The organism is Acinetobacter sp. NIPH 2100, from assembly GCF_000369805.1.
In the GTDB taxonomy this organism is placed as follows: Bacteria; Pseudomonadota; Gammaproteobacteria; order Pseudomonadales; family Moraxellaceae; genus Acinetobacter.
In genome coordinates this window covers 836508-860784 of record NZ_KB850224.1, presented here as the reverse complement: position 1 = coordinate 860784, position 24277 = coordinate 836508, and the positions used below count along the sequence as shown (strand labels likewise).

The following is a 24277-nucleotide window of genomic DNA, read 5'->3' as shown; positions in this document are numbered from 1 at the left end:
ACGGTCGTGCAAATGCCACCACCGCCTCCGCCGCCAACCACTAAGTTGATCAAGACCAAGCGCTCAACTTTGTGGTGGATGCTGCTGGTTTTAATTGTCGGGATCACCATTATTTTATGGGCATGGCGTATTGGCCCCTTTCATACTGCCGTTGAGCAGACGGACAATAGTTATGTGAAAGGTAAAACCACGATCCTGTCATCACAGATCAATGGCTATATCAAAGATGTATTGGTCAAAGACTTTGATCAGGTCAAACAAGGTCAAGTACTGATGCATATCGATGCAACCACTTATGATCAAAAAGTGACGCAAGCCGTTTCTAGTGTCGAGCAGGCCGAAAATAGTCTTGCCAATCAAACCCAAGCGATTGCGCAACGTCAGGCAGATGTCACAGCGGCCCAAGCCAAACTGGATCAAGTCAAAGCACAATATGATTTATCTGTGGCACAGTTAAAACGCTATCAGCAACTTGGCGATAGTGGTGCAGCTTCAAAATCCGAGCAGGACAAAGCTGCAGCTGATGCACAGAATAATCACGCGTTACTGAAACAGGCTGAAGCCAATATTTTGGTCGCACAAGAAGCTTTAAAAACTGCTCAGGTGGCGCAATCAGGTTTAAAAGCACAAGTAAATAGCGCACAGGCACAACTTGATCAGGCCAACACCACCAAGGATTACAGTACCATTGTTGCTCCGCTAGATGGCCAGTTGGGTGAAGTCAATCCACGGGTGGGTCAATACGTTGCTGCGGGTACGCAGTTGCTTTACTTGATCCCGAAACAAACGTGGGTCATTGCCAACTTTAAAGAAACCCAAATCGCCAATATGAAAATTGGGCAAAAAGCCTATTTCACGGTTGATGCCATGAATCATCAAAAATTTACAGGGCATGTTGAGCAGATTTCCCCAGCCGCAGGTTCAGAGTTTAGTGTACTCAAACCTGACAATGCGACAGGCAACTTCACCAAAGTGGTACAACGTATTTCAGTCCGTATTGCGATAGATCCAAACCAAAAAGGCATCGAGAACTTACGCCCAGGCATGTCTGTGGTCACATCTGTAAACACGGACTCTTAAGGCAATACTGACATTCTCAATCAAATACATTTACAATGTGATCAAATTCATTTCTCGTTTTCTAAAATGTTTGATCACATTGCTTTTTCTACCCCTTATCAAACATTAGAACTTTCCACTTCGGTTCAATTGACGATCAAACGACTTGACCTGATTCATCCACAAATTTCAGGCAATAAATTTTTTAAGCTGAAATACAACCTGCTTGCTGCTCAACAACAAGGCTTTACTCAAGTTCTGACCTTTGGTGGAGCTTTCTCAAATCATATTGCCGCGACGGCCTATGCAGCTCAGCAATTTGGTTTTCAAAGCCTTGGCATTATTCGTGGCGAAGAACTTCATTCACAACCGCTAAATCCCAGCCTACAAACTGCACAAGATTTTGGCATGCAACTGCATTTTGTCAGCCGAGCCGAATATCGACTACGCCATGAAACTGCGTATTTGCAGCAATTACAACAGCGATATCCGCAAGCCTTTATTATTCCTGAAGGTGGCAGCAATGCGCTTGCACTACAAGGCACTCAGGAAATTTTGAGCGAACATGATCGAGAAAATTATGATGTAATTTGCTGTGCCGTAGGTACAGGCGGAACCATTGCAGGGCTGATTGAAAGCAGTACAGATCAGCAACATGTACTCGGCTTTTCAGCGCTAAAAGGTGACTTTCTACAAAAAGATATTCAGCAGTGGACTGATAAAAAAAATTGGTCTTTAACCGATAGATATTGCTGTGGTGGCTACGCTAAAACTCATCCAGAATTACTGCAATTTATGCAGCAATTTGAACAGCAATACGCAATTCCGTTAGAACAGGTCTATACCGCCAAAATGATGCTGGGCCTGTTCGATTTAATTCAAGAGAATCACTTTCCTGCAAATACACGTATTTTGGCGATCCATACGGGTGGGCTACAAGGTCGCTTGAAATAGAAAAAGCCACCTTAAAGTGACTTTTTTCATTAAACAGGATGATTAAAACCATCCATCACTAATTGGTTTATTGTCCATAAACACCACCAATCCTTTTACGATGCGGTAAATAAACCAAATTGACACCGCAAACAGAATAGGAATACCAATCAGCACAAACGACAGCACCAAACCAATTACAGCAATGATTAAAGTGACCCAAAAGGTTTTGATTTGCCATTCAAAATGACTGGCTAGCCATGTACCCTGTACTTCTTCACGCTTCATATAATTCATAATAATTGCGGCAATACTGGTTAGTCCCACAATAATACTCAGCGCATACAGTCCATAGATGATCAAGGTATATTGTCGCAATTGATCTTGCTTTTCTGACGGCGTATTTTCTAAAAATATCTTATCGTTCATTATTCTAATCCCCTCTATCGAGATCAATTTTATAACATGCTTTGATTTTGGAAGTATATTTTTTAATCAAACAATCTACATACTCAAAATGCTTTAAATCTTTTATAATTGCCCGCTTTTCCTCTTTCGAGTATTTCTCCCATGGTTCATCAAGTTGATGTTGTTGTTTTAGGTGCTGGTGCATCAGGCTTGATGTTGGCTGCGGAAGCAGCTAAACGTGGGCGCTCAGTCGTGGTATTAGAAAAGGCCAATAAAGTTGGTAAAAAGATTTTGATGTCAGGTGGTGGTAAATGTAACTTTACCAATCTCGATGTTGAACCTTCCAATTATCTTTCTGAAAATCCACATTTTGTGATTTCTGCCCTCACCCGCTACACCAACTGGGACTTTATCAGCTTAGTCTGTGAACACGGAATCGAATATGAAGAACGTAAGCATGGGCAATTGTTTACCTTAAAGGGTTCCAAAGAAATTCTTGAACTGTTGCTCTCCGAATGCAGCAAGGCCAAACGGGTTGAGATTCAAACGAGTTGCGAAGTACAGCAAGTCAACGCCCAAGCTGATTCAAGTTTTATCGTCGAAACTAGCCAAGGAACTTATCACTGTGAATCGCTCGTCGTGGCAACAGGTGGCTTGTCTATTCCGACATTAGGAGGTTCAGGCTTTGGTTATGAACTTGCACAGCAATTCGGGCATCATGTCTATCCAACACGCGCAGGTCTGGTTCCATTTACTTTCTCAGATCATTTTAAAGAAGTCACGACACGTCTAAGTGGCAATGCTTTAGATGCAACCCTAGTCAATGAACGCCATCAATTTACTGAGGCATTGTTGTTTACCCATCGTGGTTTGAGTGGTCCAAGTTCATTACAGCTTTCCAACTACTGGCATGTCGGAGAAAGCTTTAAAATTGATTTCTTTCCAGCTCAGGAGCTGAATCAATTTTTTAAAGAAAAGAAAAAATCACAGCCTAAAGTGCTGCTTCGCACGCTACTGAGTGAATTTACGGCGAAAAGTATTGTACTGGAGCTACAACAATTAATTTGGGCTGAACAAAGCGAAATAGCAATTGGTAATCTCAGTGACATACAGCTTGAGCATATTGCAACACAACTGCACGCATTCACGGTTAAACCTTCAGGAACCGAAGGTTATCGCACCGCAGAAGTCACCCTTGGCGGTGTCGATACCAGTGAAGTATCTTCCAAGACCATGGAAAGCAAAAAACAGAAAGGCTTATATTTTATTGGTGAAGTGCTCGATGTCACAGGACATTTAGGCGGCTATAACTTCCAATGGGCATGGTCTTCTGCGCAAGCCGCAGCTCAATTTGTTTAATGCGATCTGATCCATCACAACATTCGTACTTCAGACGATATACGATGATGTCTGCTTTAGTTGTGTTCATCGGAAGAATTGGCTGCTTCTGAGGTCGAGATTTGCTGACTACTTTCAAGCGGTTTCTCTTTAGAAGAGTTTGATTTCGTAATCACAAACTTATAAGCACTCGCTAAAAATCCGACAGTAATACCTGCAATAATAATAGGTGCGAATACTCGATTTGGCCTCTTCATTTCATTCTCCTATAGACTTTTTATTTAGAGACTAGTGATACTTTATCGATAAATGAATTGCTTTTTAGGTCAAATTTTTGATTTAAGCCGTTTAAGCCTGCTCAAAATGCCGATTACAATTCTCAATAAAGCTCAATAGCGCTTATACAAACAAAACGACCACCCTGCTTAGAGTGGTCGAATTGATTAAAAAAATCAAAGATTATTTTTACTATTCATCCGAATACGGTGGTGTTGGTGGAACTGGATTCACCGGATCAGTTGAAGTTGGTGCAGTTGGGCTAACAGGGTTTGTCGGCGTCACCTCTTCCTTGTGCAAAGGATTCGGCTGTTTTGCTTCAGTTTTTGCTTTATCTAAAAGATCGGTCAGCAAACGTTCCGCAGGTTGACGTCCTCCCAAACCAAAGGCCAATGCGAATGCCACAGCAACTGAGCCCAAGGTCAGACCAAATGCCAAATTCACAATCGAATCAGCAATACCCATGGCTTTTAAGCCCATCGCAATCACCAAGCCCATAATTAAAACACGGACCAGATTACCTAACCAACGTGAGCTGTTATATTCACCGCGCTGTACGATATTCGCAACGATATTGGCCAACCAGAAACCGATGACGAGAATCACCGCACCGAGCAAGATGCTTGCACCAAACTGGATAAACATCGCAATCAATACACTGACTTGCTCCAATCCAAGTCGATTGGCTGCTTCTGAAACTGCAAACAGCATGGTAAAGAAAACGATTAAATAACCAATGACATCCGAAACACGGGTTTGTCCAAGGAAGCGTTGTAAATCAAGCTTCATTGGAATTTCATCAACGCCTGCCCCTGAGATCAGCTCAGCCACTAAACGCCCCACAAAACGGGAGACGATATAAGCCACAATTAAAATCAAACCTGCTGCAATAATTTGTGGAATTGCATACATGATTTCATTCAGCATTGCGGTTGCTGGTTGAGAAATCGCTTGAATCCCGAGCGCTTCAAAGGCCACAATTAAGGTGGTGATAATAATGATGGCAAACACAAATGAGCCTAAGAATTTAGACACATTGGAGTTTTTAAATAGACCGACTTTCTCAGCCTGTGCTTGTAAACCCAGACTATTACTCAAGCCTTCTACGATGCCACGCACAATTTTCGCAAGAATATAGCCCACGAAAATGATCACACCTGTAATAAACAGATTCGGTAGATAAGCAATCGCTTCATTCACCATATTCTGTACAGGAATTAACAGACCCGTTAAGCCTAAAATTGATAGCACAATCGGTAGGAACAGTAATAGAACCAACCAGTAAAAAATCTCACCGATATTGGTACTGAGGGAACTCACCCCCACTTCGCCACTTAATTTTTCATCTAGCTCAGTTCTGGACAGTACATTGGTCAGGCCTGCGCGAACCAAACGTGCGACGATCCAACCAATAAAACCCACTGCAACAGCAGCCAGCAAGTTCGGTATATACGCGAGTACACGACCTACCATATTGCTAAATGGATCGCTTACACCACTAATATTTAAAACATTTAACGCGCCGACCACCGCAAGAATCATCACAAACCAAAACACCAGTTTGGATACCAGATTCTCAATATTTGGCGTACGACCCGTTGCTGTAGACAACTTATGGTTGGTATCAAGTTTTTGCAATAATTTCTTTACACCTGCTGCAATGACTAAAGCAACAATCCAACCAACAAGCAGGATGACAACAGCAGCAAAGATAGGATGAAATTGATCCCAGTAATACATTGCATCAAATCCTCCGCGATTGGAGGGGTCACTAAAAAATTCATTCATGTTGTTATCCTTATATTGTGTTTTTAAATCTTGCTACAAATCCATTGATGAACGCTCTACATTAAGAACATGATTTATGGATACTTCCACCATAGGTTTTGTCTATTTTCCAATCAATCAATGGCAGCACTAATACAACAAAAAGGTCTCATAATTTTGCAAAAAAGCTCATTGATTCACACCAATGAGCTTTATGAGGAATTAGTTTGGTCTAAAGATATGCCTGCTTAAGCATTCAGAATGGCCGACTGCATATGTGACATGATCACTTGAGCAGTTGGATTGGCTGAATGATCAGCAACCATATATACAAGTAATGCAATCAGGAAGATTCCCACTAAAATCAAAATATAAACAGGTAATCTTCTCTTTTTGGTAATTTCTTCTTTGCTCGCCACATGAGGTTGTGGCTTACTAAAATCATGCATGATAGCAGCCCTCATCCTTATTAATTTTCAAGTTTTATATTAGCAATACCCTATGTAGCGTTGTGTGAAGAAGCTTCGGACTATCGTTGCGCCAGTTGCAGAACTCTACTTTTATTATTTTATTTTTTGTTTAAAATATAGTCGGTTTTAGAATGCGTTAAAATAAGCTATAATACGCGCCTCATTTCTCAGCCGTTCTGCTTTATGTCCTATAGCCAACAAAGTGTTTCTCTTGATTTAGACACTGATGTCACACATCAATGTTTTTTACATCACACACGCGATGAACATTTGATTGGAATTATTGAGTTTAATAAGCCAAGCTATATCCTGAAATGGGGCGATTTAGAATACTTCCGTCGTCGTACAGAAGAGTTTTCAGTGATGCCATTACCAGATTGCATCAATGCGATGATTGTCGACATCCGTAATGTACAACCCTTTTTAGACAATGAAGTTCCAATCCTGCCTTGGCGTTTACTTGAAGAAGATTGTCCAGTGCGTCTGGTCGTCCCACAAGATCGGTTGGAACATTATATCGGGCTGTTTGAACCAACCTGGTTAACCACAGATGTGGATACCGCGATTCAAGAAATTCGTGAATTTATGGATATGTTTGTTCATTAAAACATATCCTACCACCCTCTGCTTTAAGCTATCCTCGTAAAGGAAAAGCTGCTCATTACCAATAATTCTCTACCGCGATATTGCCTTCACCACGCCGATTCATGATTAAACCACGTTGCTTTAATGCTTCTTTGGTATCTTCGACCATTTGCGGATTTCCACATAACATCACATGACTGCTGTCTCTGTTAAAAGAGAGTCCAACTGCTTTTTCTAATTCACCATTGGCAATTAAAACTGGTAAACGGTCATGTAAAGCCGCATTTGGATCGCGTGTGATAATGGGTACAAATTTAAAGCCTGAATGACCTTCGCCAAACAGTGCTGCAATTTCCTGAATCCGATCAACATAAGCCAGTTCAGATTCGGTACGTACGCTATAGACCAGATTGATCTGCTGATATTTGTTCCATGTTTCAAAGTCTTGCAACATCGACAAAAATGGCGCTAATCCTGTGCCTGTACCCAATAACCATAAATCCTGCGGCAAAGGCTGCTGATAACGTGCTAAGGTCAGATAACCGTAAGAGATTTTTTCAAGATAAAGCTCATCGCCTACTTTCAGATGTTGCAGATTAGAGGTAAATGCCCCATCTGGAACGACAATTGAAAAGAATTCTAAAGTTTCATCGAAAGGTGAAGAGACAACTGAATAAGCACGAACAACCAACTCCCCTTCAACCATTAGACCAATACGCGCGAACTGACCTGCGGTAAATTTAAAATGAGCTGGTCGGGTCATCGTAAAACTAAACAAATTGTGAATCCAACGGTGTACAGACAAAACCTTTTCTAAGCTAAATTTTTCAATTGACATGATTTGAACGTGGCACGAAACAGTAGGCTCATGTTAGCATGATCGAATAATTGATGGATACTCAAAACATTAAGGCTATTTAACATGCGCATGACATTACGCCAGTTGGCTGTTTTCGTGGCGGTCGCTCAAGAAGGAACTGTTACCAAAGCGAGCGATGCTGTCCGACTTACACAAAGTGCGGCAAGTATGGCTTTAGCAGATTTAGAAGATGGTCTGGGTGCACCACTTTTTGATCGTTTGGGTAAACGATTACAACTCAATGATTTGGGACGTTTTTTACTCCCACAAGCTTTAGAAATTTTAGGCCGTTGTGATTCTTTTGAACAAGCGGCTAAGGGCGAATTACAAAGTATTGATCTACGTTTAGGCGCAACGCTCACCATCAGTGATTATTTAATGCCTGATCTGATGGCTGACTTCTTACAACGTCATCCCAAAGCCCATTTACAATTACAAGTCGGCAATACCCGTCAAATGATTGAAGCCGTCAATCAATTTCAGCTTGATTTGGCTTTGATTGAAGGTTCTTGCCACTTACCCCAATTACAATGCATCCACTGGCGTGATGATGAGCTAGCTGTTTGTTGTGCGCCTGATCATCCCTTAGCGCAGTTGAACCGTCCAATCAGCGCGACTGATTTCAATGATGTCGAATGGATTTTACGTGAAGAAGGCTCTGGTACACGTGAAGTGTTTGACAATGCAATTTTGCAAGACCTTCCCGATGCCAATATCCGTTTAACCCTAGGTCATAATGAAGCAATTTTAAAAATTGTCGCTGGTGGTTTAGGCATGTCTTGTGTTTCCAGACTGGCGATTGAGCCGCTACAAGAAAAAGGTCAGTTGGTGATTATCGATACCCCTTTCTGGGAATTAACTCGACCACTGTATATGCTGGTGCATCGTCAGAAATACCAAGGACCAGGGCTGAAAGCCTTTTTGCAATTCTGCGAAGATCAGGTTTAATTTGTTTGAAAATAAAAAACGCTTCCGATTGGACGCGTTTTTTTATTTATTAAAATTTAGAAATCGAAACTCACCCCAAGCTTATAAGTACGACCTGCACCGACAGTAGTAAAGCCACTGGTGAACACACCATCCCAATATTTTTTGTCAGCAACATTATCAACATTGGCACGGAAAGTTGTATTTACCCCACCAAGTTTAGTTGCATACTTCGCACCTAAATCAACCAAGGTGTAATCAGGTAACTTAAGCGTATTGTCCGCAGTTAAATATTGTTCATCGACGTAGGTTGCAAACGCATTTACGCTTAACCCTTCAACAAATGGGATTTGATAATCTACACCCACACCTGCTGTGAACTCAGGTGTACCTTCAATAGTTTTACCTGAAAGATTCACACCACTTGAAATCGCTTTTGTATATTCAGTATCAATGTATGCCAAATTACCGTAAACAATCAGGTCTTCAGTGACTTTACCAGAGAAACCGTATTCAACTCCTTTTGATTCAGTCTTCGCACCATCGGTTGTGATTTGGGTAATCTTTGCATCATTTGGATCACGATAGGTTAGATCCGTTAGCGTACTTGGCTTTTTAATTTGATAAAGCGCTAAAGTATGTAACCAACGATCACCTTGATATTTAGCACCAATTTCGTACTGCTTACTTTCAAACGGCGCAAATGTCTTATTGTAATTTGCATCAGTCGCCACGCTGACAGTTGCACCTCTCACTAGGCCTTCAACATAGCTGGCATAGAATGAAGTTTCTTCACCAAAAGGTTTCACAACGATTGCTACACTTGGAGATAACTTATCATCTTTCAATTTAGTATTGGTCGTCAGCGATTTTAAATCCATGTCTTGATAACGTACACCTAAAATAAACTGTAGCTTATCGTCCAACATGGAAATTTGATCGCTCAAGCTATAGCTGACATACACATCATCCGCAGTTGGAACAATCTCTGGCCATGTATTTGGCATATGTCCTTCACTGCTTGGATCATAGATATTGGTTGGGAAGTAAACTTCTGCTGCACCACGCCCTTTATGCTGACTGTATTTGCGTTTTAGATAATCAGCACGAAATGCCAAAGTATGGGAAATATCACCCGTAAAAATTTGACCTTCTAGGCCCGCATTAAACGTGGTGTTATGCTCTTTTGAACCAACACGGTAATATTGCGCCAAGGCATCCCCATTCGCACCAACCAAAGCAGAATTATTCATGCCCATCGAGTTGGCTGGCATATCCCGTACAATCATACGTGTACCAAATAAATGTCCACGGTATTCACGTTCATTGAACCCAGCACCAGCAAATGCTTTTAAATTAGGTAGAAGCTTATATTCACCCGATAAACCCACATAGTTGGCACTTTGCATGCCTTCTAAATGTGGGAAATAATTCAGCTTACCATCTGGTGCGGGTAAAACACGCTTCAATGTTGAAAAAGAGATCATCGCAGGTGAGCCACCATCACGACTGTCGCGTGTGGTGTAGGCATCGAAGTTGATTTTGGCTTGATCGGTCGTATAGTCCAGTGCCAATACAGCCGCGGTATTTTTATCTTCTAAACCATCAACAATATGTTCGCCTTGTCCATAGGTCGCACTGACACGTGCACCAAACTCCTGATTTTCACCAAAACGACGAGCTACATCAAAACCTGATTTGTAATAACCACCATCCTCATACATGGCTGAGACTTGGGTCAAATCTCGATCGGCCCGTTTGGTAGTTGCCATCACTACACCACCAATACTACCACCTGGGGCCATACCAGCAATCAATGCATTCGGTCCTTTTAGTACACTGGCAGAGCTCAAAATATCAGTTGGAGTCCGACCACTTGGTGACATCCCATAAGAACCGTTGATATTGGCATCTTCCCACGTCACAGCAAAACCACGGATCATAAAGTTTTCGTTTAAATGACCACTGTTGGTGGTGGTACGAATACTTGGATCATTTTTAAGAATGCCTGCGATCGAATCGGCCTGCTTATCTTTAATTGCTTGTTCTGTATAAGATTGAATACTAAAGGGCGTATCTAATACTGCTTTCTCGCCAAGGATACCTAAGCTCGCATCTTTTTTTAGTTTGCCCGTCGCATCTGTTGCTTGAGAGTCTGCTTTTACCGTAATCGTGGGTAAAACGGTATTGTCTTCAGCAACAGCAAACATTGGCAAAGCAATGAGAGATAAAAATAATATATTCTTTTTCAAGTGATCAAACCCCGATAAAAATTTGACCACAGTATATAAGACAAATTAACAAATGATAATAAAAATCATTAATAAAATAACACCCATTTATTCAATGAATATAAAAATCTCATCATGAGAATTCACATAATTTATTTTTAACCCAATAATTTATGAAATGTTTCACCTCTCAGGCTTAGTTCAACAACTGATTAGCTGCAATAGGCGCAATCATAAGGCGGTAGTATTAGATCGTCTAAAAAGAAAAAGAGGCTAAAAGCCTCTTTTCTCTTAAAATTTAAACCCAGTTCAGGTCAAACCATCGCAAAGAAATCAGCGTCTGAAGTTTGATAACAACTCTGAAGTGATCGACTTATTATGATTTGATATTTGTGTTTTTTTGGTTTTCGCTGGATTAGGATCAACAAGCTCAATTTTTGTGGCTTTGTATTTTCCTTCATTTTCAACGACCACGAATTTCACTTTTTCATTTCTTTTCGGCTCGCCACCAGCTGGATACTCTGAAATATGAAAAAACACATCCCCTTCAGAGGTCCCAATAAAGCCAAAGCCTTTGTCTGGATTATATTGTTTAATTTTTCCCTGATAGAACTCTTGCTTCATGACATTTACCCTACTTCGTAAACCTGATCATCACAGTATATAAAAATAAAAAAGAGACTTTCAATCTATCCCCCAAACAACTTCAGGATGAGATTAAGTCTCTTTTTATGAATGTTTCAAAAATCAGTCTTTTTGAACACTACCAAAAATCTTGTCGCCGGCATCACCCAGACCAGGAACAATGTAGCCTTCCTCATTCAGACCTTGGTCAATCGATGCGGTATAGATCAACACATCAGGATGTGCAGCTTCTACTTTTGCAACACCTTCTGGCGCAGCAACTAAAACCATAACACGAATATCTTTACAGCCACTTGCTTTCAATACATCAATTGCAGCAATTAAAGAATTACCTGTCGCAAGCATCGGATCAATAATCATGGCCAAGCGGTTTGCAACATCAGGGACTAACTTTTTATAGTAAGTCCGCACTTCTAAAGTTGCTTCATCGCGCTCTAAACCTAAGACACTCACTTTCGCGCTTGGGATCAGACTGAGAACACCTTCAAGCATCCCAATACCAGCACGCAAGATCGGAACAATGGTGATTTTCTTCCCTGCGATACGCTGAGTTGAGACTTTCCCTGCCCACCCATCAATTTCATGATCAACAACAGGAAGATCCTTTGTTGCTTCATAAGTCAGTAACATCGTGACTTCTTGCGCTAATTCACGAAAATTCTTGGTACTAATATCTGAACGACGTAATAAACCAAGTTTATGGCGAATAAGCGGATGACGGATTTCTTGAATCGACACGAATGAGTACCTAGGTAATATTAATCTCGTTCTATTATAAAGTGTTTTTTTACTCATCAATAAAAAAGCCTCCAACTTTGGAGGCTTTTTTGTACAAATCCGACGATTACTGTTGTTGAGACAACATAAAGTGCAATGGAGAAAGGATCTCTGCCTTCAATGCCAAGTTAACCATTGGATCTGGATAAACACCCATCACCAACACTAATAACGCAGCAGCAAGCACCATAAGACCACCGACTTTACTCCCCCAATGCGCATCTGCATCAATACGTGGTACATCTGGTGGAGTCATATACATCACCACCATCACACGTAAATAGTAGTACAAACCGATACCACTACCCACCACGATCATTGCCGCCAAGAACCAGTGTTGTGTTGTCACCGCAGCCATAACCACAAGGAACTTACCAATGAAGCCTGCGGTTAATGGAATACCTGCTAAAGACAACATCATCACGGTCAATGTTGCAGTCAAGATCGGACGACGCCAGAACAAACCACGATAGTCTGCAAGACTTTGTGCTTCATCGACGTTGTTATACGGACTCGACATTAATGCAACTGCACCGAAGGCACCGATTGTTGTCAATACATAAGTAATCACATAAACAGTAACGCTACCTAGACTTGCATAAGTCATGCTGATTAAAGCAATCAACAAATAACCAAAGTGTGCAATCGATGAATAACCCAAGATACGTTTCAAGTTAACTTGACGAACTGCAAGTAAGTTACCCACCACAATCGACAATACCGCAATGATGGTAATCACTGTCACTAATGATTCAACCAAGATTGCACCAGAAGTCAGTAAGTAACGTACAAATAAACCAATCGTTGCAACTTTTGCAGCCGTTGCCAAGAAGGTCGCCATAGGTGCTGGTGCACCTGCATACACATCTGGCGTCCATTTATGGAATGGTGCAAGTGAAAGCTTGAATGCAACTGCAAAGGTAATTAAACCTAAGCCCAATAACACCATTGGTTGCTTGATCGCAGCGAACAATGCCTGAACAGAGTCATAGAATGACAATGAACCTGTGTATGCATAGATATAAGCCATACCCATCAACAACATTGCAGAAGCAGTCGCTGAAAGTACGAGATATTTAATCCCCGCTTCCAAAGACTGACTACGTTGATAGGTATAAGCCAACATGCCGTATACAGGAATCGACATCAACTCTAAGCTGATGAAGAATGCAGCATAGTGTGAGCTTGAAACCAATAACATTGCGCCAGTGACTGAGCACAGTAGCAAGATATATAGCTCTTCACGGTTGTCTTTATAGGTCTCAATATAGGCATGAGATAAAGTACAGCACGCTAAGGCAGCAATCAAAATCAAGAATTGATAGAGCATGGTAAATGGATCAACCATAAACATGCCCATCACATTTACTGGTGCAAAGTGCCCAGTAAACATGGTGTATGCAATATAAATTGCAGCAAGGTTTAAACCAATAACCGACGTTGTCGCAATCAGATTGTGATTACGTTTAATCGCAGTCAGTAACATCACGACGATTGCGGTCAAAGCCACAATCATCACGGGAGCAAGTGGCATTAGCTCAGAAAAAGAAATTGTGAAGTTCATGATTTATTGCATCTCCACATGTTCAAGTTGAGTTGCTGCCTGTTGAACAGTTTCGACAACTTCTTGTACTGGCATATAACTATTTACTAACCATTGCATGCTTGAATGAGACATATCCAAGAATGTTTGTGGGTAAATACCTAACCAAACCAAACCGATCGCACAGATCATCAAAATGCTAACTTCACGTGCAGATAGATCTTTAAGCGGACTGGTATAGTGCTGCTTTTGCTCTGGATTTGGTTCACCAAACAATGCTTTGTGAATCAAGATCAGACCATATAGACCAGCAAATACCAAACTCACTGCTGCGATGATGGTGAACGCTGGATAAGATTTGAATGAACCCATCAAGATCAGGAATTCACCAATAAAGTTACCTAAACCTGGTACACCAACCAATGCTGCAACGAAGAACATCAAGAAGAATGGCAAGTATTGCAACTGACCACGAAGACCGCCCATCAAACGTAAATCACGTGTATGTAAACGCTCATACACTTGACCAGACATAATGAACAATGCAGCAGATGACAAGCCATGCGCCAACATCATGATCATGAGGCCTTGGAAAGTCAGGATGTTACCTGCATAAATTGCAAGTAAGATGAAACCCATGTGCGAAATAGAGGTATACGCAAGCAGGCGTTTCATATCTGTTTGTTGATATGCTAAGAATGCACCGTAGAAAATACCAATCAGACCCAAAATAATCGCGATATCAGCAAATTGTGCTGATGCAGCTGGGAAGAATGGAATTACGAAACGAAGCAAACCGTACGCAGCTGTTTTAATCAAAATACCAGCCAAGTCCACAGAACCCGCTGTTGGTGCCTGAGCATGTGCATCAGGTAACCAACCGTGTAATGGGAATACAGGTAATTTCACCGCAAAACCAATGAAGAAACACAGCATAAATGCATAAGCAACTTCAGGTGGTAAGTGGTTCGCAACAGCCAATAAATAGTTGTAATCAAAACCGATCATACCTGTCATCATGTATCCATAGACCACAAGGCCTAAGATACCGATCAACATGATCAAACCAGCGATTTGAGTATATAAGAAGAATTTGGTTGCAGCATAAACACGCGAACGACCATTCGACCCTGAGTGACCCCATAACGCAATCAAGAAGTAGATTGGTACAAGCATCATCTCCCAGAAGAAGAAGAACAGGAATAAGTCAATCGCCAAGAATACACCGATGACCCCACCTAAACTCCAAAGTAAGTTTAAATGGAAGAAACCAACGTTCTTTTGAATCTCACCCCATGAACAGCCCACTGCAAGTACACCGAGTAATGCAGTCAACAACACCATGAGTAAAGACAAACCATCCACTGCTAAGTGAATGCTAATGCCTAAAGTCTGAATCCAAGGAAGATGGAATTCAGCAGCCCAAGTCGGGACTTTGCCCCCCAACTCATAGCTAAATGTACCACTTTGCCACAGTGCAATGCCCAAACCAAAGGTAATGAGCATACCAATCAAGGCAATCCAGCGTGGCAAATGTTGGTCGTATTTATCAACTAACCAACAAATAAAACCAGCAATGAAAGGAACTAAAATCAGTGCGGGTAAAATTAAATTGTTTTCCATTTTATTTCCCCACAACCTGAATCACGATCAAGATCATCAATAACACCACTACACCGAGTGACATGCTTGAAGCGTATTCACGTAATGAACCTGTTTGACGCGAACTGGTAAAGCTATTACCACCTTTCACAATCGCAGGAAGAACCAGCCATAAACTATCCACTGGATCACGACCTAAGATTTTCGCAATCAACAAATAAGGTTTTACAAATACGATGTCATACAAAGCATCGAAACCAAATGCTGTACGGCAAATGTGCGCTAAACCAGAACCCAAAGACGTTTGAGCAAAAGCTTTTACTGCACCATATGCAAAAGCAAACAAGAAAATACCCACAGCTAAACCAGCGAGGGCAACGCCACTTGCTAAATGTTCAGCATGCGAAACTGCAGCTTCTAATGTTTCTGGAATCACAAAACTTGGAATATTTGCAGTCGTCAATAACTTGGCAACTGGCGCTTGTAAGAAGTAACCAATACCTGTTGATAACGTAGCAAGAATCGCAAGTGGACCCCAATACGTCACGCCATGAATGGCATGTGCATGGGTTTTCTCTTCGCCGAAGAATACCACCCAGATTAAACGGAAAGTATAGATAGACGTTAAGAATGCGCCCGCAACACCGACCCAGTACAAGGTATGGTAAAGCGGAAGGTTGGCAATAGTCGATTGAGCATATACCGCACCCAAGATCGCATCTTTAGAGAAGAAGCCGACGGTCACGATTGGAAGTGCTGCCAATGCGCCACCACCAATGACGAAACACCAGAATACAAATGGAATCTTGTGACGTAAGCCACCCATTTTGAAAATGTTTTGTTCATGATGACACGCAAGAATCACCGCACCTGAAGAAAGGAACAATAACGCTTTGAAGAATGCGTGAGCAAGCATGTGGAATAAACCAGCTTGATAGGCCTCAGCACCTACCGCCATAAACATATAACCGAGCTGACTCATGGTTGAGTAAGCCAAGATACGTTTGATATCGGTTTGAACCAATGCGGCAAATCCAGCGACAAGTAAGGTTACTGCACCTGTAATCGAGATGAACTGCATCACTTCTGGTGCCATTTCCATCACAGAGAACATACGGCAGCATAAGTACACACCCGCTGTCACCATCGTTGCAGCGTGGATCAATGCAGATACTGGTGTAGGACCAGCCATCGCATCGGCTAACCATGTTTGTAATGGAATTTGCGCTGATTTACCTGCTGCACCCAAGAACAACATCAATGCTGTCCAGATCGACAATGATGAGCTTTGCGTCATGACAGTCGCTGCATTTTCAACAATGTACTGAATATTCAAAGTACCAAACTGTTGATAAAGCAGGAACAATGCGATGAGTAAGAATACGTCACCCACACGTGTTACTGTGAATGCCTTGATTGCCGCCCAACCATTTGCAGGGTTTGAGTAGTAGAAACCAATCAATAAGTATGAGCACAGACCTACGCCTTCCCAACCCAAGAACAATAACGCTAAGTTATCGCCCAAGACCAACAACAACATGCTGGCAACGAATAGGTTGAAATAAGAGAAGAAACGCGCATAGCCTTCTTCACCACGCATATACCATGATGCAAAGATGTGAATCAGGAAACCAACACCTGTCACCATGCCTGTCATCAATAAAGACAAGCCATCTAACTGTAAGCTGATGCCTGGCTCAAAACCACCAACACTGAACCAAGTCCATAAGTGTTGAACAAAAACGGTTTGACCACTGCTGGTAAATGCAAGACCCGCAATTAAAGCAAATAACGCAGATAAACCAACTGAACCGACACCAATAATGGCAGCGACATTTTCAGAAAGTTTGTCACGCCCTGCCGCTAACAGGATAAAACCAATGAGCGGGAATAAAACGGTTAAATATAATGTACTCATCCGCGCATCTCACTAGCAGCATCCACATCCAAGTGATGGAAGCGATGATAAAACTGAAGGACGATCGCAAGACCAATACATGCCTCTGCTGCAGCAAGCGTCAGAATCAAAATGAACATGATCTGTCCATCTGGCTGAGCCCAAACACTACCTGCCAAAACGAATGCCAACGCAGCAGCATTCATCATCACCTCAAGGCTCATTAGCATAAATAAAAGGTTGCGTCGCACCATTACACCGTAAAAACCCAGTGCAAAAAGGATGGTTGCAACGATCAAACCATGTTCTAAAGGGATGTGTCCCATTATTCTTTATCCTCTTCTGCACCTGGTTCACGTTTGCCTAAGTGGAATGCTGCAACAAGTGCTGCAAGCAATAACATCGCGGCAACTTCTACCAATAATAGATAGTGAGTAAATAGTGCTTGACCGACTGCTTTAGGGCCAACAACTTCTGTGCCCATTGGCGCAGAAATCGTAGTGTATTCACCACCGAGCATCCACACCAAAATTAAGCCCAATAAAAAGCTCATCAGTGCAGGAAAAGCCCAAGCGTCAGAGGTCAACCATTTGCTTTCCTGTTCAATCGTATCTTGTCCAAGATTCAACATCATGACAACGAAGACGAACAAGACCATGATCGCCCCTGCATAAACAATGATCTCAAGCGCAGCCGCAAACGGCGCGCCCACGATCATGAAAATGCCAGCTACAGCGAGAAGAGAAACGATCAAGCTAAGTAATGCATGCACAGGATTGGTGTTGGTCACCACACGTACTGTCGAAACAATGGCCACAAGTGCCATCAAATAAAATGGCCACATCATGGTAATAAGCTCCGTACATCTACTGGTGCACTTTCTTTTTGTGCTTGACCTTTTTCTTTACCGCTCACAGCCATACCGGTTACACGATAGAAGTTGTAGTCAGGATATTTACCTGGTCCAGAAATGAGTAAGTTTTCTTTCTCATACACCAAGTCTTGACGTACATACTCACCCAGTTCAAAGTCTGGTGTCATCTGAATCGCTGTGGTTGGACATGCTTCTTCACACATACCGCAGAAAATGCATCGTGAGAAGTTAATACGGAAAAATTCTGGATACCAACGTCCATCTTCTTTTTCCGCTTTTTGCAATGAAATACAGCCCACTGGACATGCAACCGCACAAAGGTTACAGGCCACACAACGCTCTTCACCATCTGGATCACGCGTTAATACGATACGACCGCGATAGCGTGGAGGCGCAATTTGTTCACCCGGTACTTCTGGATATAAGATCGTGTCACGTTTACGTGTTACATGGCTGAATACCATCCATAACGAACGTACAATCGATCCAAAGCCAGCTAGAATTTTATACATTTTGTACTCCCTGCTGTCCTAGGCCTGATTCATCAGAATCACAGCACCAGTCACTAACAAGTTGACCAACGCCAATGGCAAACAAACTTTCCAACCAAAGTTCATAACTTGGTCATAACGTGGACGCATTAACGAGCCACGAGCCAAGACAAACATCATTACAAAGAATGCTGTTTTAATCACGAACCAGAATAATGGTGGAACAAATGGAATTTCTAAGTTAAATGGTGCAAGCCATCCGCCGAAGAATAAAGTCACGATCAAAGCAGAGATCAAAACAACGTTGACGTATTCCGCAACGAAGAACATCCCCCACTTCATACCACCATATTCGACATGGTAACCTTCAGCCAATTCTTGTTCAGCTTCTGGTTGGTCAAATGGGTGACGGTGCGTGACCGCAACACCCGCAACCACAAAGATCAAGAAACCTAAGAACTGAGGAATGATGAACCACATATCACGTTGTGCTTCAACAATCTCACGAAGGTTGAATGAACCTGCAATCGCAACCACACCCATTAACGAGATACCCAAGAACACTTCATAAGAAATGGTTTGAGCAGCAGAACGAAGACCACCGAGTAATGAGTATTTGTTGTTAGATGCCCAACCACCAAATAACACTGCGTAAACTGCAATACCCGCCATTGCCATAAAGAACAATAGACCGATACTCATATCCGCAACGCCCAGTGTAGGACTTACTGGAATCACCATAAACGAAAGTACCGCAGTTGCCATCGCAACTGCTGGTGCTAAACGGAAAGTCAGCTTGTCGGCAAACTTTGGTGTCCAGTCTTCTTTGAACATGATCTTGAGCATGTCGGCAACGATCTGGAACATACCACCCGGACCAACACGGTTTGGACCGTAACGGTCTTGCCATAATGCCAAGAGACGACGCTCAATAAATGACATTAATGCGGCAACCAAAACCACCACCAGCAAGATCACAACAGCCTGAATCACTGAATAAGCGATTGGCCAGTTCTCAGCCCAAAGTGGCGTTTGACGTATAATTTCTTGATTCATGAATTACACTCCTACCGCCACAGAAACAGGCTCTGCCAATGAAACTGTTGGTGCTAAACCAATTGGGTAACCAATATAACCTGTTGGTAAATATTCGATCACTTGTACTGGCAAGCTAATACTCGTCTCACCCGCTTTCACTGTAATACGTTGACCGTCTTGAACATTCAAACGAGTCGCATCTTGCTCACCCACAGCAAACATGGCCTCAGGAATACGAGATTCCATCGCAGGTGTTTTAATGGTGAATTCGCCAGAACCAAAGATATGGTGCATTGGCACAAGACGGAAACTTTCAGGATTCACAACAACAGCTGACGGTGCCACATAGCTACGTGCAGGACGTTTTGCTAAACGATCGAATAAACGTACACCTGAATCACCACCTTTTAAGTGACCACCCACTTCATCTTGGTATTTGTTCCAAGCTTGCGGTGAGTTCCAACCTGCAGACCATGCGAAAGGTACCAATGACGATGCAGTCTGGTTACCCACATAGCCTTCCATCGAGAAGGTTAATGCTGAATCGATGTCAGTCGGTTGCTTAGGTTCGTGAATCGATAACGGCGCACGCATTGCAGTACGACCTGAATAACGACGTGGTTCACGTGCAATTTTCAAGCCGTGAATACGATAACCCGCATCAGGTGCAACATCTTCAATTGCTGCAAGCACAGGAACATTCTTCACGATGTCATCAATTACATCATCAAGAAGTGTCCAATCCACTGCTTTGCCTTTAAGACCAGTCTCAATGGCATGTAACCAGCGCCAAGATTCTTTAATCGCATATTCAGGTTTGTAGTAGCTTGGGTCATACACTTGATAGAAACGTTGTGCACGGCCTTCTTGGCTCACGACAGTACCATCACCTTCAGCGAAACTTGCTGCTGAAAGTACGATATCGGCAAGTTTCAAGGTTTCAGTTTCACTATGATCGAGTACGATCACAGTCTCAGCCTTGTCAAATGCAGCTTTCACTTGTGCAACTGGTAAACGACGAGTTAAGTCATTTTCAATCACAACCACTGCATCATAATCTTGTGCAAATGCTTGTTCTAAGCTTAAGCCACCAAACAATGCCAAGCCCATTGAGTTCACTTCTGGAACAGTCAATGACAAGCCTGCATGTTCGCCTAGATTTTGCGCTACTTGAGCTGCAGCTTCCATGATGGCAGGATCTTGTAAGCTAGTACCCGAGATAATCAATGGCTTTTTCGCAGCTTTCAAGGTATCTGCAATGGTTTGCGCAAATGCTTTTGCATCATCAGCTAAACCAGAGAGTGCTTCGCCTTTAACAGCAGCAGCAACCGCAAAACCTAAACGTGCGATATCATTTGGCGATGCAACCACTTCACCTGTTGCAACATCGGCTAAACGCGTTTGAGTTGCAGCAAGGATATAGATTGGTGATTTTGCATCTTGACCAATACGTTGCACAGGTTCAGCTAACCAGTCTGGTGTACGTGTTGCAGCAGCCATTTCTTTGGCTTTGTTTTTCGCAGCTTGGCGAACTGACAATGCCATACGTGGCGCAGTTTGAGTTAAGTCTTCACCCAAGATCAACACTGCATCATAGCTTTCAATTTCACGCATGTTCGGGTTATAGATACCCTGTGTTTGCATGATTGATGCAGCTAACTCAACCAAGTTTTGATCTTTTTGAGACATACCTGTTGAGTAATTGTCTTGCCCAACGAGTTCACGCAGTGCGTAGTTTGATTCCAAGCTCGCGCGTGGAGAACCAATACCTAACACTTTCTTGCCTTGAAGTTGAGTAATCACTTGATCAAGTGCCTGATCAACACTCACGGTCGCAACAGTTTCACCATTACGGAACTGCGGTTGACGTGGACGATCTTCACGGTTCACATAGCCTGTACCGAAACGACCTTTGTCGCAAAGGAAGTACTGGTTGACTGAACCATTAAAACGGTTTTCAACACGACGGATTTCGCCATAGCGTTCGCCCGGAGAAATGTTACAACCTGAAGAACAGCCATGACATACGCTTGGCGCATACTGCATGTCCCATTTACGGTTATAGCGTGCTGAATGTGTCTTGTCGGTGAATACACCTGTTGGGCAGACTTCAGTCAAGTTACCAGAGAATTCAGATTCTAAAGTTCCCGATTCTGGACGACCGAAATACACGCGTGATGCATTGGCATACACACCAAAGTCTGTACCGCCAGCATAATCTTTGTAGTAACGCACACAACGGTAGCAAGCGATACAACGGTTCATCTCATGCGCAATAAACGAACCCAACTCTTGGTTGTGATGAGTACGTTTGGTAAAGCGATAGCGACGACGATCATGTTGCGTCATGACTGTCATATCTTGTAAATGACAGTGACCGCCCTCTTCACAGACTGGACAGTCGTGTGGGTGGTTGGTCATCAAGAATTCAACAATCGATGCACGGAAATCCGTTGCTTCTTTGTCTTCAATCGAAATATAGGTATTGTCGGTCGCAGGTGTCATACATGACATCACCAAGCGTCCACGTGTGTCCTCAGGATTTGCGTACTGAGTCACCGCACATTGACGACAAGAACCAACAGAACCTAAGGATGGGTGCCAACAAAAATACGGGATGTCGATGCCAAGGCTTAAACATGCTTGTAGCAAGTTTTCTGTGCCGTTGACTTCATACGATTTTCCATCGACATGAATTGTAGCCATAGTCGAATTCCTTAAGCTTGTTCTACGTCTAGAGCAGGAGCATGGGTTTTAACCTTTGCTTCAAACTCGCCACGGAAATATTTAAGTGCGCCCATAAGCGGCTCCATCGCACCTGGTGCGTGAGCACAGAAAGTTTTACCAATCCATAATTTACGAGTAAGCTCTTGTAAATGATCGATATCTTCTTTCTTACCCTCGCCCGCTTCGAGTGCTTTCAGCGCTTTAACTGCCCAAGGTAAACCATCACGGCATGGTGTACAGAAACCACATGATTCACGTGCAAAGAATTCTTCTAAATTACGTGTCGCAGAAACCATACATTGGGTTTCATCCACCACCATCAACAAACAGGTTCCTAAACGTGAACCCGCTTTCATGATTGTTTCAGAATCCATTGGAAGATCAATGTGCTCAGCTGCTAAAAAGTCAGTCGATGCACCACCTGGTAACCATGCTTTCAAAGTTAAGCCATCACGCATACCGCCAGCATGTTCTTCAATCACTTCACGTGCGGTTGTACCGAATGGAAGTTCCCAAAGACCTGGGAATTTAACCTTACCTGATGCGCCATAGATCTTGGTACCTGGGTCTTTCGACTTACCAGCAGAAAGATTGATGTACCACTCAGGACCACGAAGCATAATCGCAGGCAAGTTATTATAGGTCTCAACGTTGTTGACAATCGTTGGACGACCCCATGCCCCTGCAACTTGCGGGAACGGTGGCTTAGTACGCGGATTGGCACGACGACCTTCAAGCGAGTTAATCAATGCAGTTTCTTCACCACAGATATAACGCCCTGCGCCTGTATGCACATACAACTCGAAGTTCCAACCTGTACCCAAGATATTTTCACCGAGGTAACCTTTGGCACGAACTTGCTCTAACGCTTCATTTAAGTATTGGGCAGCTTCGATATATTCACCACGAATGAAGATATAACCATGAGTTGCTTCAAGGGTATAACCCGCAATCAGCATGCCTTCGATCAATTGATGAGGAAGTTTTTCCATCAACAAACGGTCTTTAAAGGTACCTGGTTCCATTTCATCGGCATTACAGATCAAATAACGTGGACCACCATCATTTGGTGCCATCAATGACCATTTGATCCCTGCTGGGAAGCCTGCACCACCACGACCTTTAACCGTCGCAGCTTTAATCACTTCAAGCACATCTTTTGGCGGCATGCTAAGCGCTTTTTTGAAGCCAGCATAACCTTCAAGTGCTTCGTAATCGTCAGCCACACGTACGTGTTCTTGCTTACTCAAACGCCAAGTGAGTGGATGCGTTTCTGGGTTACCGTCGCCATAAATTGGTTTTGGTTCAGTATTCATACATACTTCTCCAATAACTGTTTGACTGATGACACTTCCACTAAACCGTGAGTATCTTCATCAATCATTAAAGTTGGACCTTTATCACAGTTGCCTAAACAGCAAATTGGGAGCAAGGTAAAACGACCATCTGCTGTAGTTTGTCCGTACTGGATACCCAACTCGCGCTGAAATGCTTCGGCTAAAGTTTCTGAACCCATCAAGAAGCACGCAATTGAGTCACATAATAAAATCACATGACGACCCACAGGTTGGCGATAGATTCGGTTATAGAACGTCGCTACACCTTCTAAATCCGCCACACTAATCGTCAGCAATTGTGCAATTGCATTCATTTGCGCATCATCTACCCAGCCATTACGGCCTTGTACACACTTCAATGCATCCAAAGATGCTGCACGTGGGTACGGATAGTGACCAATGTGATGTTCAATTTCATGGATTTCTTCAGCAGTCAAAATCCCTTCAACATTCACACGAGGTTTTTTATCAGTCAAAATCATCATAATCGTTT

23 protein-coding genes are annotated in these 24277 nt (G+C 42.7%); 5 read left to right on the top strand and 18 right to left on the bottom strand.

Annotated elements, in window-relative coordinates:
* Positions 1-12 precede the first annotated feature (12 nt).
* A complete protein-coding gene (locus tag F887_RS13940; RefSeq protein WP_228129832.1) occupies positions 13-1080 on the top strand; it encodes an HlyD family secretion protein in 1068 nt (355 codons plus the stop codon).
* A gap of 66 nt (positions 1081-1146) precedes the next feature.
* The gene (locus tag F887_RS13945) at positions 1147-2013 is read left to right on the top strand and encodes a 1-aminocyclopropane-1-carboxylate deaminase/D-cysteine desulfhydrase (protein WP_005292042.1); all 867 of its coding nucleotides are present in this window, start codon (positions 1147-1149) and stop codon (positions 2011-2013) included.
* A 42-nt stretch (positions 2014-2055) separates the two neighbouring features.
* Here the strand turns inward: F887_RS13945 and F887_RS13950 are convergent, their stop codons facing one another.
* Positions 2056-2421, bottom strand: coding sequence for a DUF4870 family protein (locus tag F887_RS13950; RefSeq protein ID WP_005292037.1), 366 nt, complete (start codon positions 2419-2421; stop codon positions 2056-2058).
* A 141-nt stretch (positions 2422-2562) separates the two neighbouring features.
* Between F887_RS13950 and F887_RS13955 the strand changes: the two genes are divergently transcribed.
* The gene (locus tag F887_RS13955; RefSeq protein WP_005292036.1) at positions 2563-3759 is read left to right on the top strand and encodes a BaiN/RdsA family NAD(P)/FAD-dependent oxidoreductase; all 1197 of its coding nucleotides are present in this window, start codon (positions 2563-2565) and stop codon (positions 3757-3759) included.
* Between the two features lie 56 nt (positions 3760-3815).
* On the opposite strand, the gene F887_RS13960 is transcribed toward F887_RS13955, so the two are convergent.
* From F887_RS13960 to F887_RS13970, 3 genes are all read right to left on the bottom strand, one after another.
* Positions 3816-3995, bottom strand: coding sequence for a hypothetical protein (locus F887_RS13960; protein ID WP_005151217.1), 180 nt, complete (start codon positions 3993-3995; stop codon positions 3816-3818).
* Positions 3996-4206: 211 nt separating this feature from the next.
* A complete protein-coding gene (locus F887_RS13965; protein WP_005292033.1) occupies positions 4207-5802 on the bottom strand; it encodes a mechanosensitive ion channel in 1596 nt (531 codons plus the stop codon).
* Positions 5803-6029: 227 nt separating this feature from the next.
* Positions 6030-6230, bottom strand: a complete 201-nt coding sequence (locus F887_RS13970) for a hypothetical protein (protein WP_005191248.1) — start codon at positions 6228-6230, stop codon at positions 6030-6032.
* 204 nt (positions 6231-6434) lie between these two features.
* Here F887_RS13970 and F887_RS13975 point away from each other — a divergent pair, with 204 nt between their 5' ends.
* Positions 6435-6857 (top strand): hypothetical protein, encoded by a 423-nt coding sequence (locus tag F887_RS13975; RefSeq protein ID WP_005191251.1) that lies wholly within the window; start codon positions 6435-6437, stop codon positions 6855-6857.
* Between the two features lie 55 nt (positions 6858-6912).
* On the opposite strand, the gene F887_RS13980 is transcribed toward F887_RS13975, so the two are convergent.
* Positions 6913-7674, bottom strand: a complete 762-nt coding sequence (locus tag F887_RS13980; protein WP_005292030.1) for a ferredoxin--NADP reductase — start codon at positions 7672-7674, stop codon at positions 6913-6915.
* 84 nt (positions 7675-7758) lie between these two features.
* Between F887_RS13980 and gigC the strand changes: the two genes are divergently transcribed.
* Positions 7759-8643, top strand: a complete 885-nt coding sequence (gene gigC / locus F887_RS13985; RefSeq protein WP_005292028.1) for a LysR family transcriptional regulator GigC — start codon at positions 7759-7761, stop codon at positions 8641-8643.
* A gap of 56 nt (positions 8644-8699) precedes the next feature.
* On the opposite strand, the gene F887_RS13990 is transcribed toward gigC, so the two are convergent.
* The 13 genes from F887_RS13990 to nuoE form a co-directional block, all read right to left on the bottom strand.
* Complete coding sequence (locus F887_RS13990; protein WP_005292026.1) at positions 8700-10832, bottom strand: TonB-dependent receptor; 2133 nt, start codon at positions 10830-10832, stop codon at positions 8700-8702.
* Positions 10833-11186: 354 nt separating this feature from the next.
* A complete protein-coding gene (locus F887_RS13995; RefSeq protein WP_005292023.1) occupies positions 11187-11477 on the bottom strand; it encodes a cold shock domain-containing protein in 291 nt (96 codons plus the stop codon).
* Between the two features lie 123 nt (positions 11478-11600).
* Positions 11601-12236, bottom strand: a complete 636-nt coding sequence (gene upp, locus F887_RS14000; protein WP_017402053.1) for a uracil phosphoribosyltransferase — start codon at positions 12234-12236, stop codon at positions 11601-11603.
* Positions 12237-12342: 106 nt separating this feature from the next.
* A complete protein-coding gene (gene nuoN / locus F887_RS14005; protein WP_005292021.1) occupies positions 12343-13839 on the bottom strand; it encodes an NADH-quinone oxidoreductase subunit NuoN in 1497 nt (498 codons plus the stop codon).
* A gap of 3 nt (positions 13840-13842) precedes the next feature.
* Positions 13843-15441 carry an NADH-quinone oxidoreductase subunit M gene (nuoM, locus tag F887_RS14010; protein WP_005151238.1) on the bottom strand — a complete coding sequence of 533 codons (1599 nt, stop codon included), beginning with the start codon at positions 15439-15441 and terminating at the stop codon, positions 13843-13845.
* A 1-nt stretch (position 15442) separates the two neighbouring features.
* Positions 15443-17338, bottom strand: coding sequence for an NADH-quinone oxidoreductase subunit L (nuoL, locus tag F887_RS14015; RefSeq protein ID WP_005292019.1), 1896 nt, complete (start codon positions 17336-17338; stop codon positions 15443-15445).
* Complete coding sequence (nuoK, locus tag F887_RS14020) at positions 17335-17643, bottom strand: NADH-quinone oxidoreductase subunit NuoK (RefSeq protein ID WP_004655436.1); 309 nt, start codon at positions 17641-17643, stop codon at positions 17335-17337. The genes nuoL and nuoK overlap by 4 nt, the downstream gene beginning before the upstream one ends.
* Complete coding sequence (gene nuoJ, locus F887_RS14025; protein WP_171061079.1) at positions 17643-18161, bottom strand: NADH-quinone oxidoreductase subunit J; 519 nt, start codon at positions 18159-18161, stop codon at positions 17643-17645. Before nuoJ ends, nuoK begins: the two co-directional genes overlap by 1 nt.
* Complete coding sequence (gene nuoI, locus F887_RS14030) at positions 18161-18703, bottom strand: NADH-quinone oxidoreductase subunit NuoI (protein ID WP_004655439.1); 543 nt, start codon at positions 18701-18703, stop codon at positions 18161-18163. Before nuoI ends, nuoJ begins: the two co-directional genes overlap by 1 nt.
* A gap of 18 nt (positions 18704-18721) precedes the next feature.
* The gene (nuoH, locus tag F887_RS14035) at positions 18722-19738 is read right to left on the bottom strand and encodes an NADH-quinone oxidoreductase subunit NuoH (protein WP_005151242.1); all 1017 of its coding nucleotides are present in this window, start codon (positions 19736-19738) and stop codon (positions 18722-18724) included.
* 3 nt (positions 19739-19741) lie between these two features.
* Positions 19742-22426: an NADH-quinone oxidoreductase subunit NuoG gene (nuoG, locus tag F887_RS14040; RefSeq protein WP_005292016.1), complete on the bottom strand. Its 2685-nt coding sequence runs from the start codon at positions 22424-22426 to the stop codon at positions 19742-19744.
* Between the two features lie 11 nt (positions 22427-22437).
* Positions 22438-23763, bottom strand: a complete 1326-nt coding sequence (nuoF, locus tag F887_RS14045; protein WP_005151246.1) for an NADH-quinone oxidoreductase subunit NuoF — start codon at positions 23761-23763, stop codon at positions 22438-22440.
* On the bottom strand, positions 23760-24269 hold the full coding sequence (gene nuoE / locus F887_RS14050) for an NADH-quinone oxidoreductase subunit NuoE (protein ID WP_005151248.1): 510 nt from the start codon (positions 24267-24269) through the stop codon (positions 23760-23762). Before nuoE ends, nuoF begins: the two co-directional genes overlap by 4 nt.
* Positions 24270-24277: the final 8 nt, after the last annotated feature.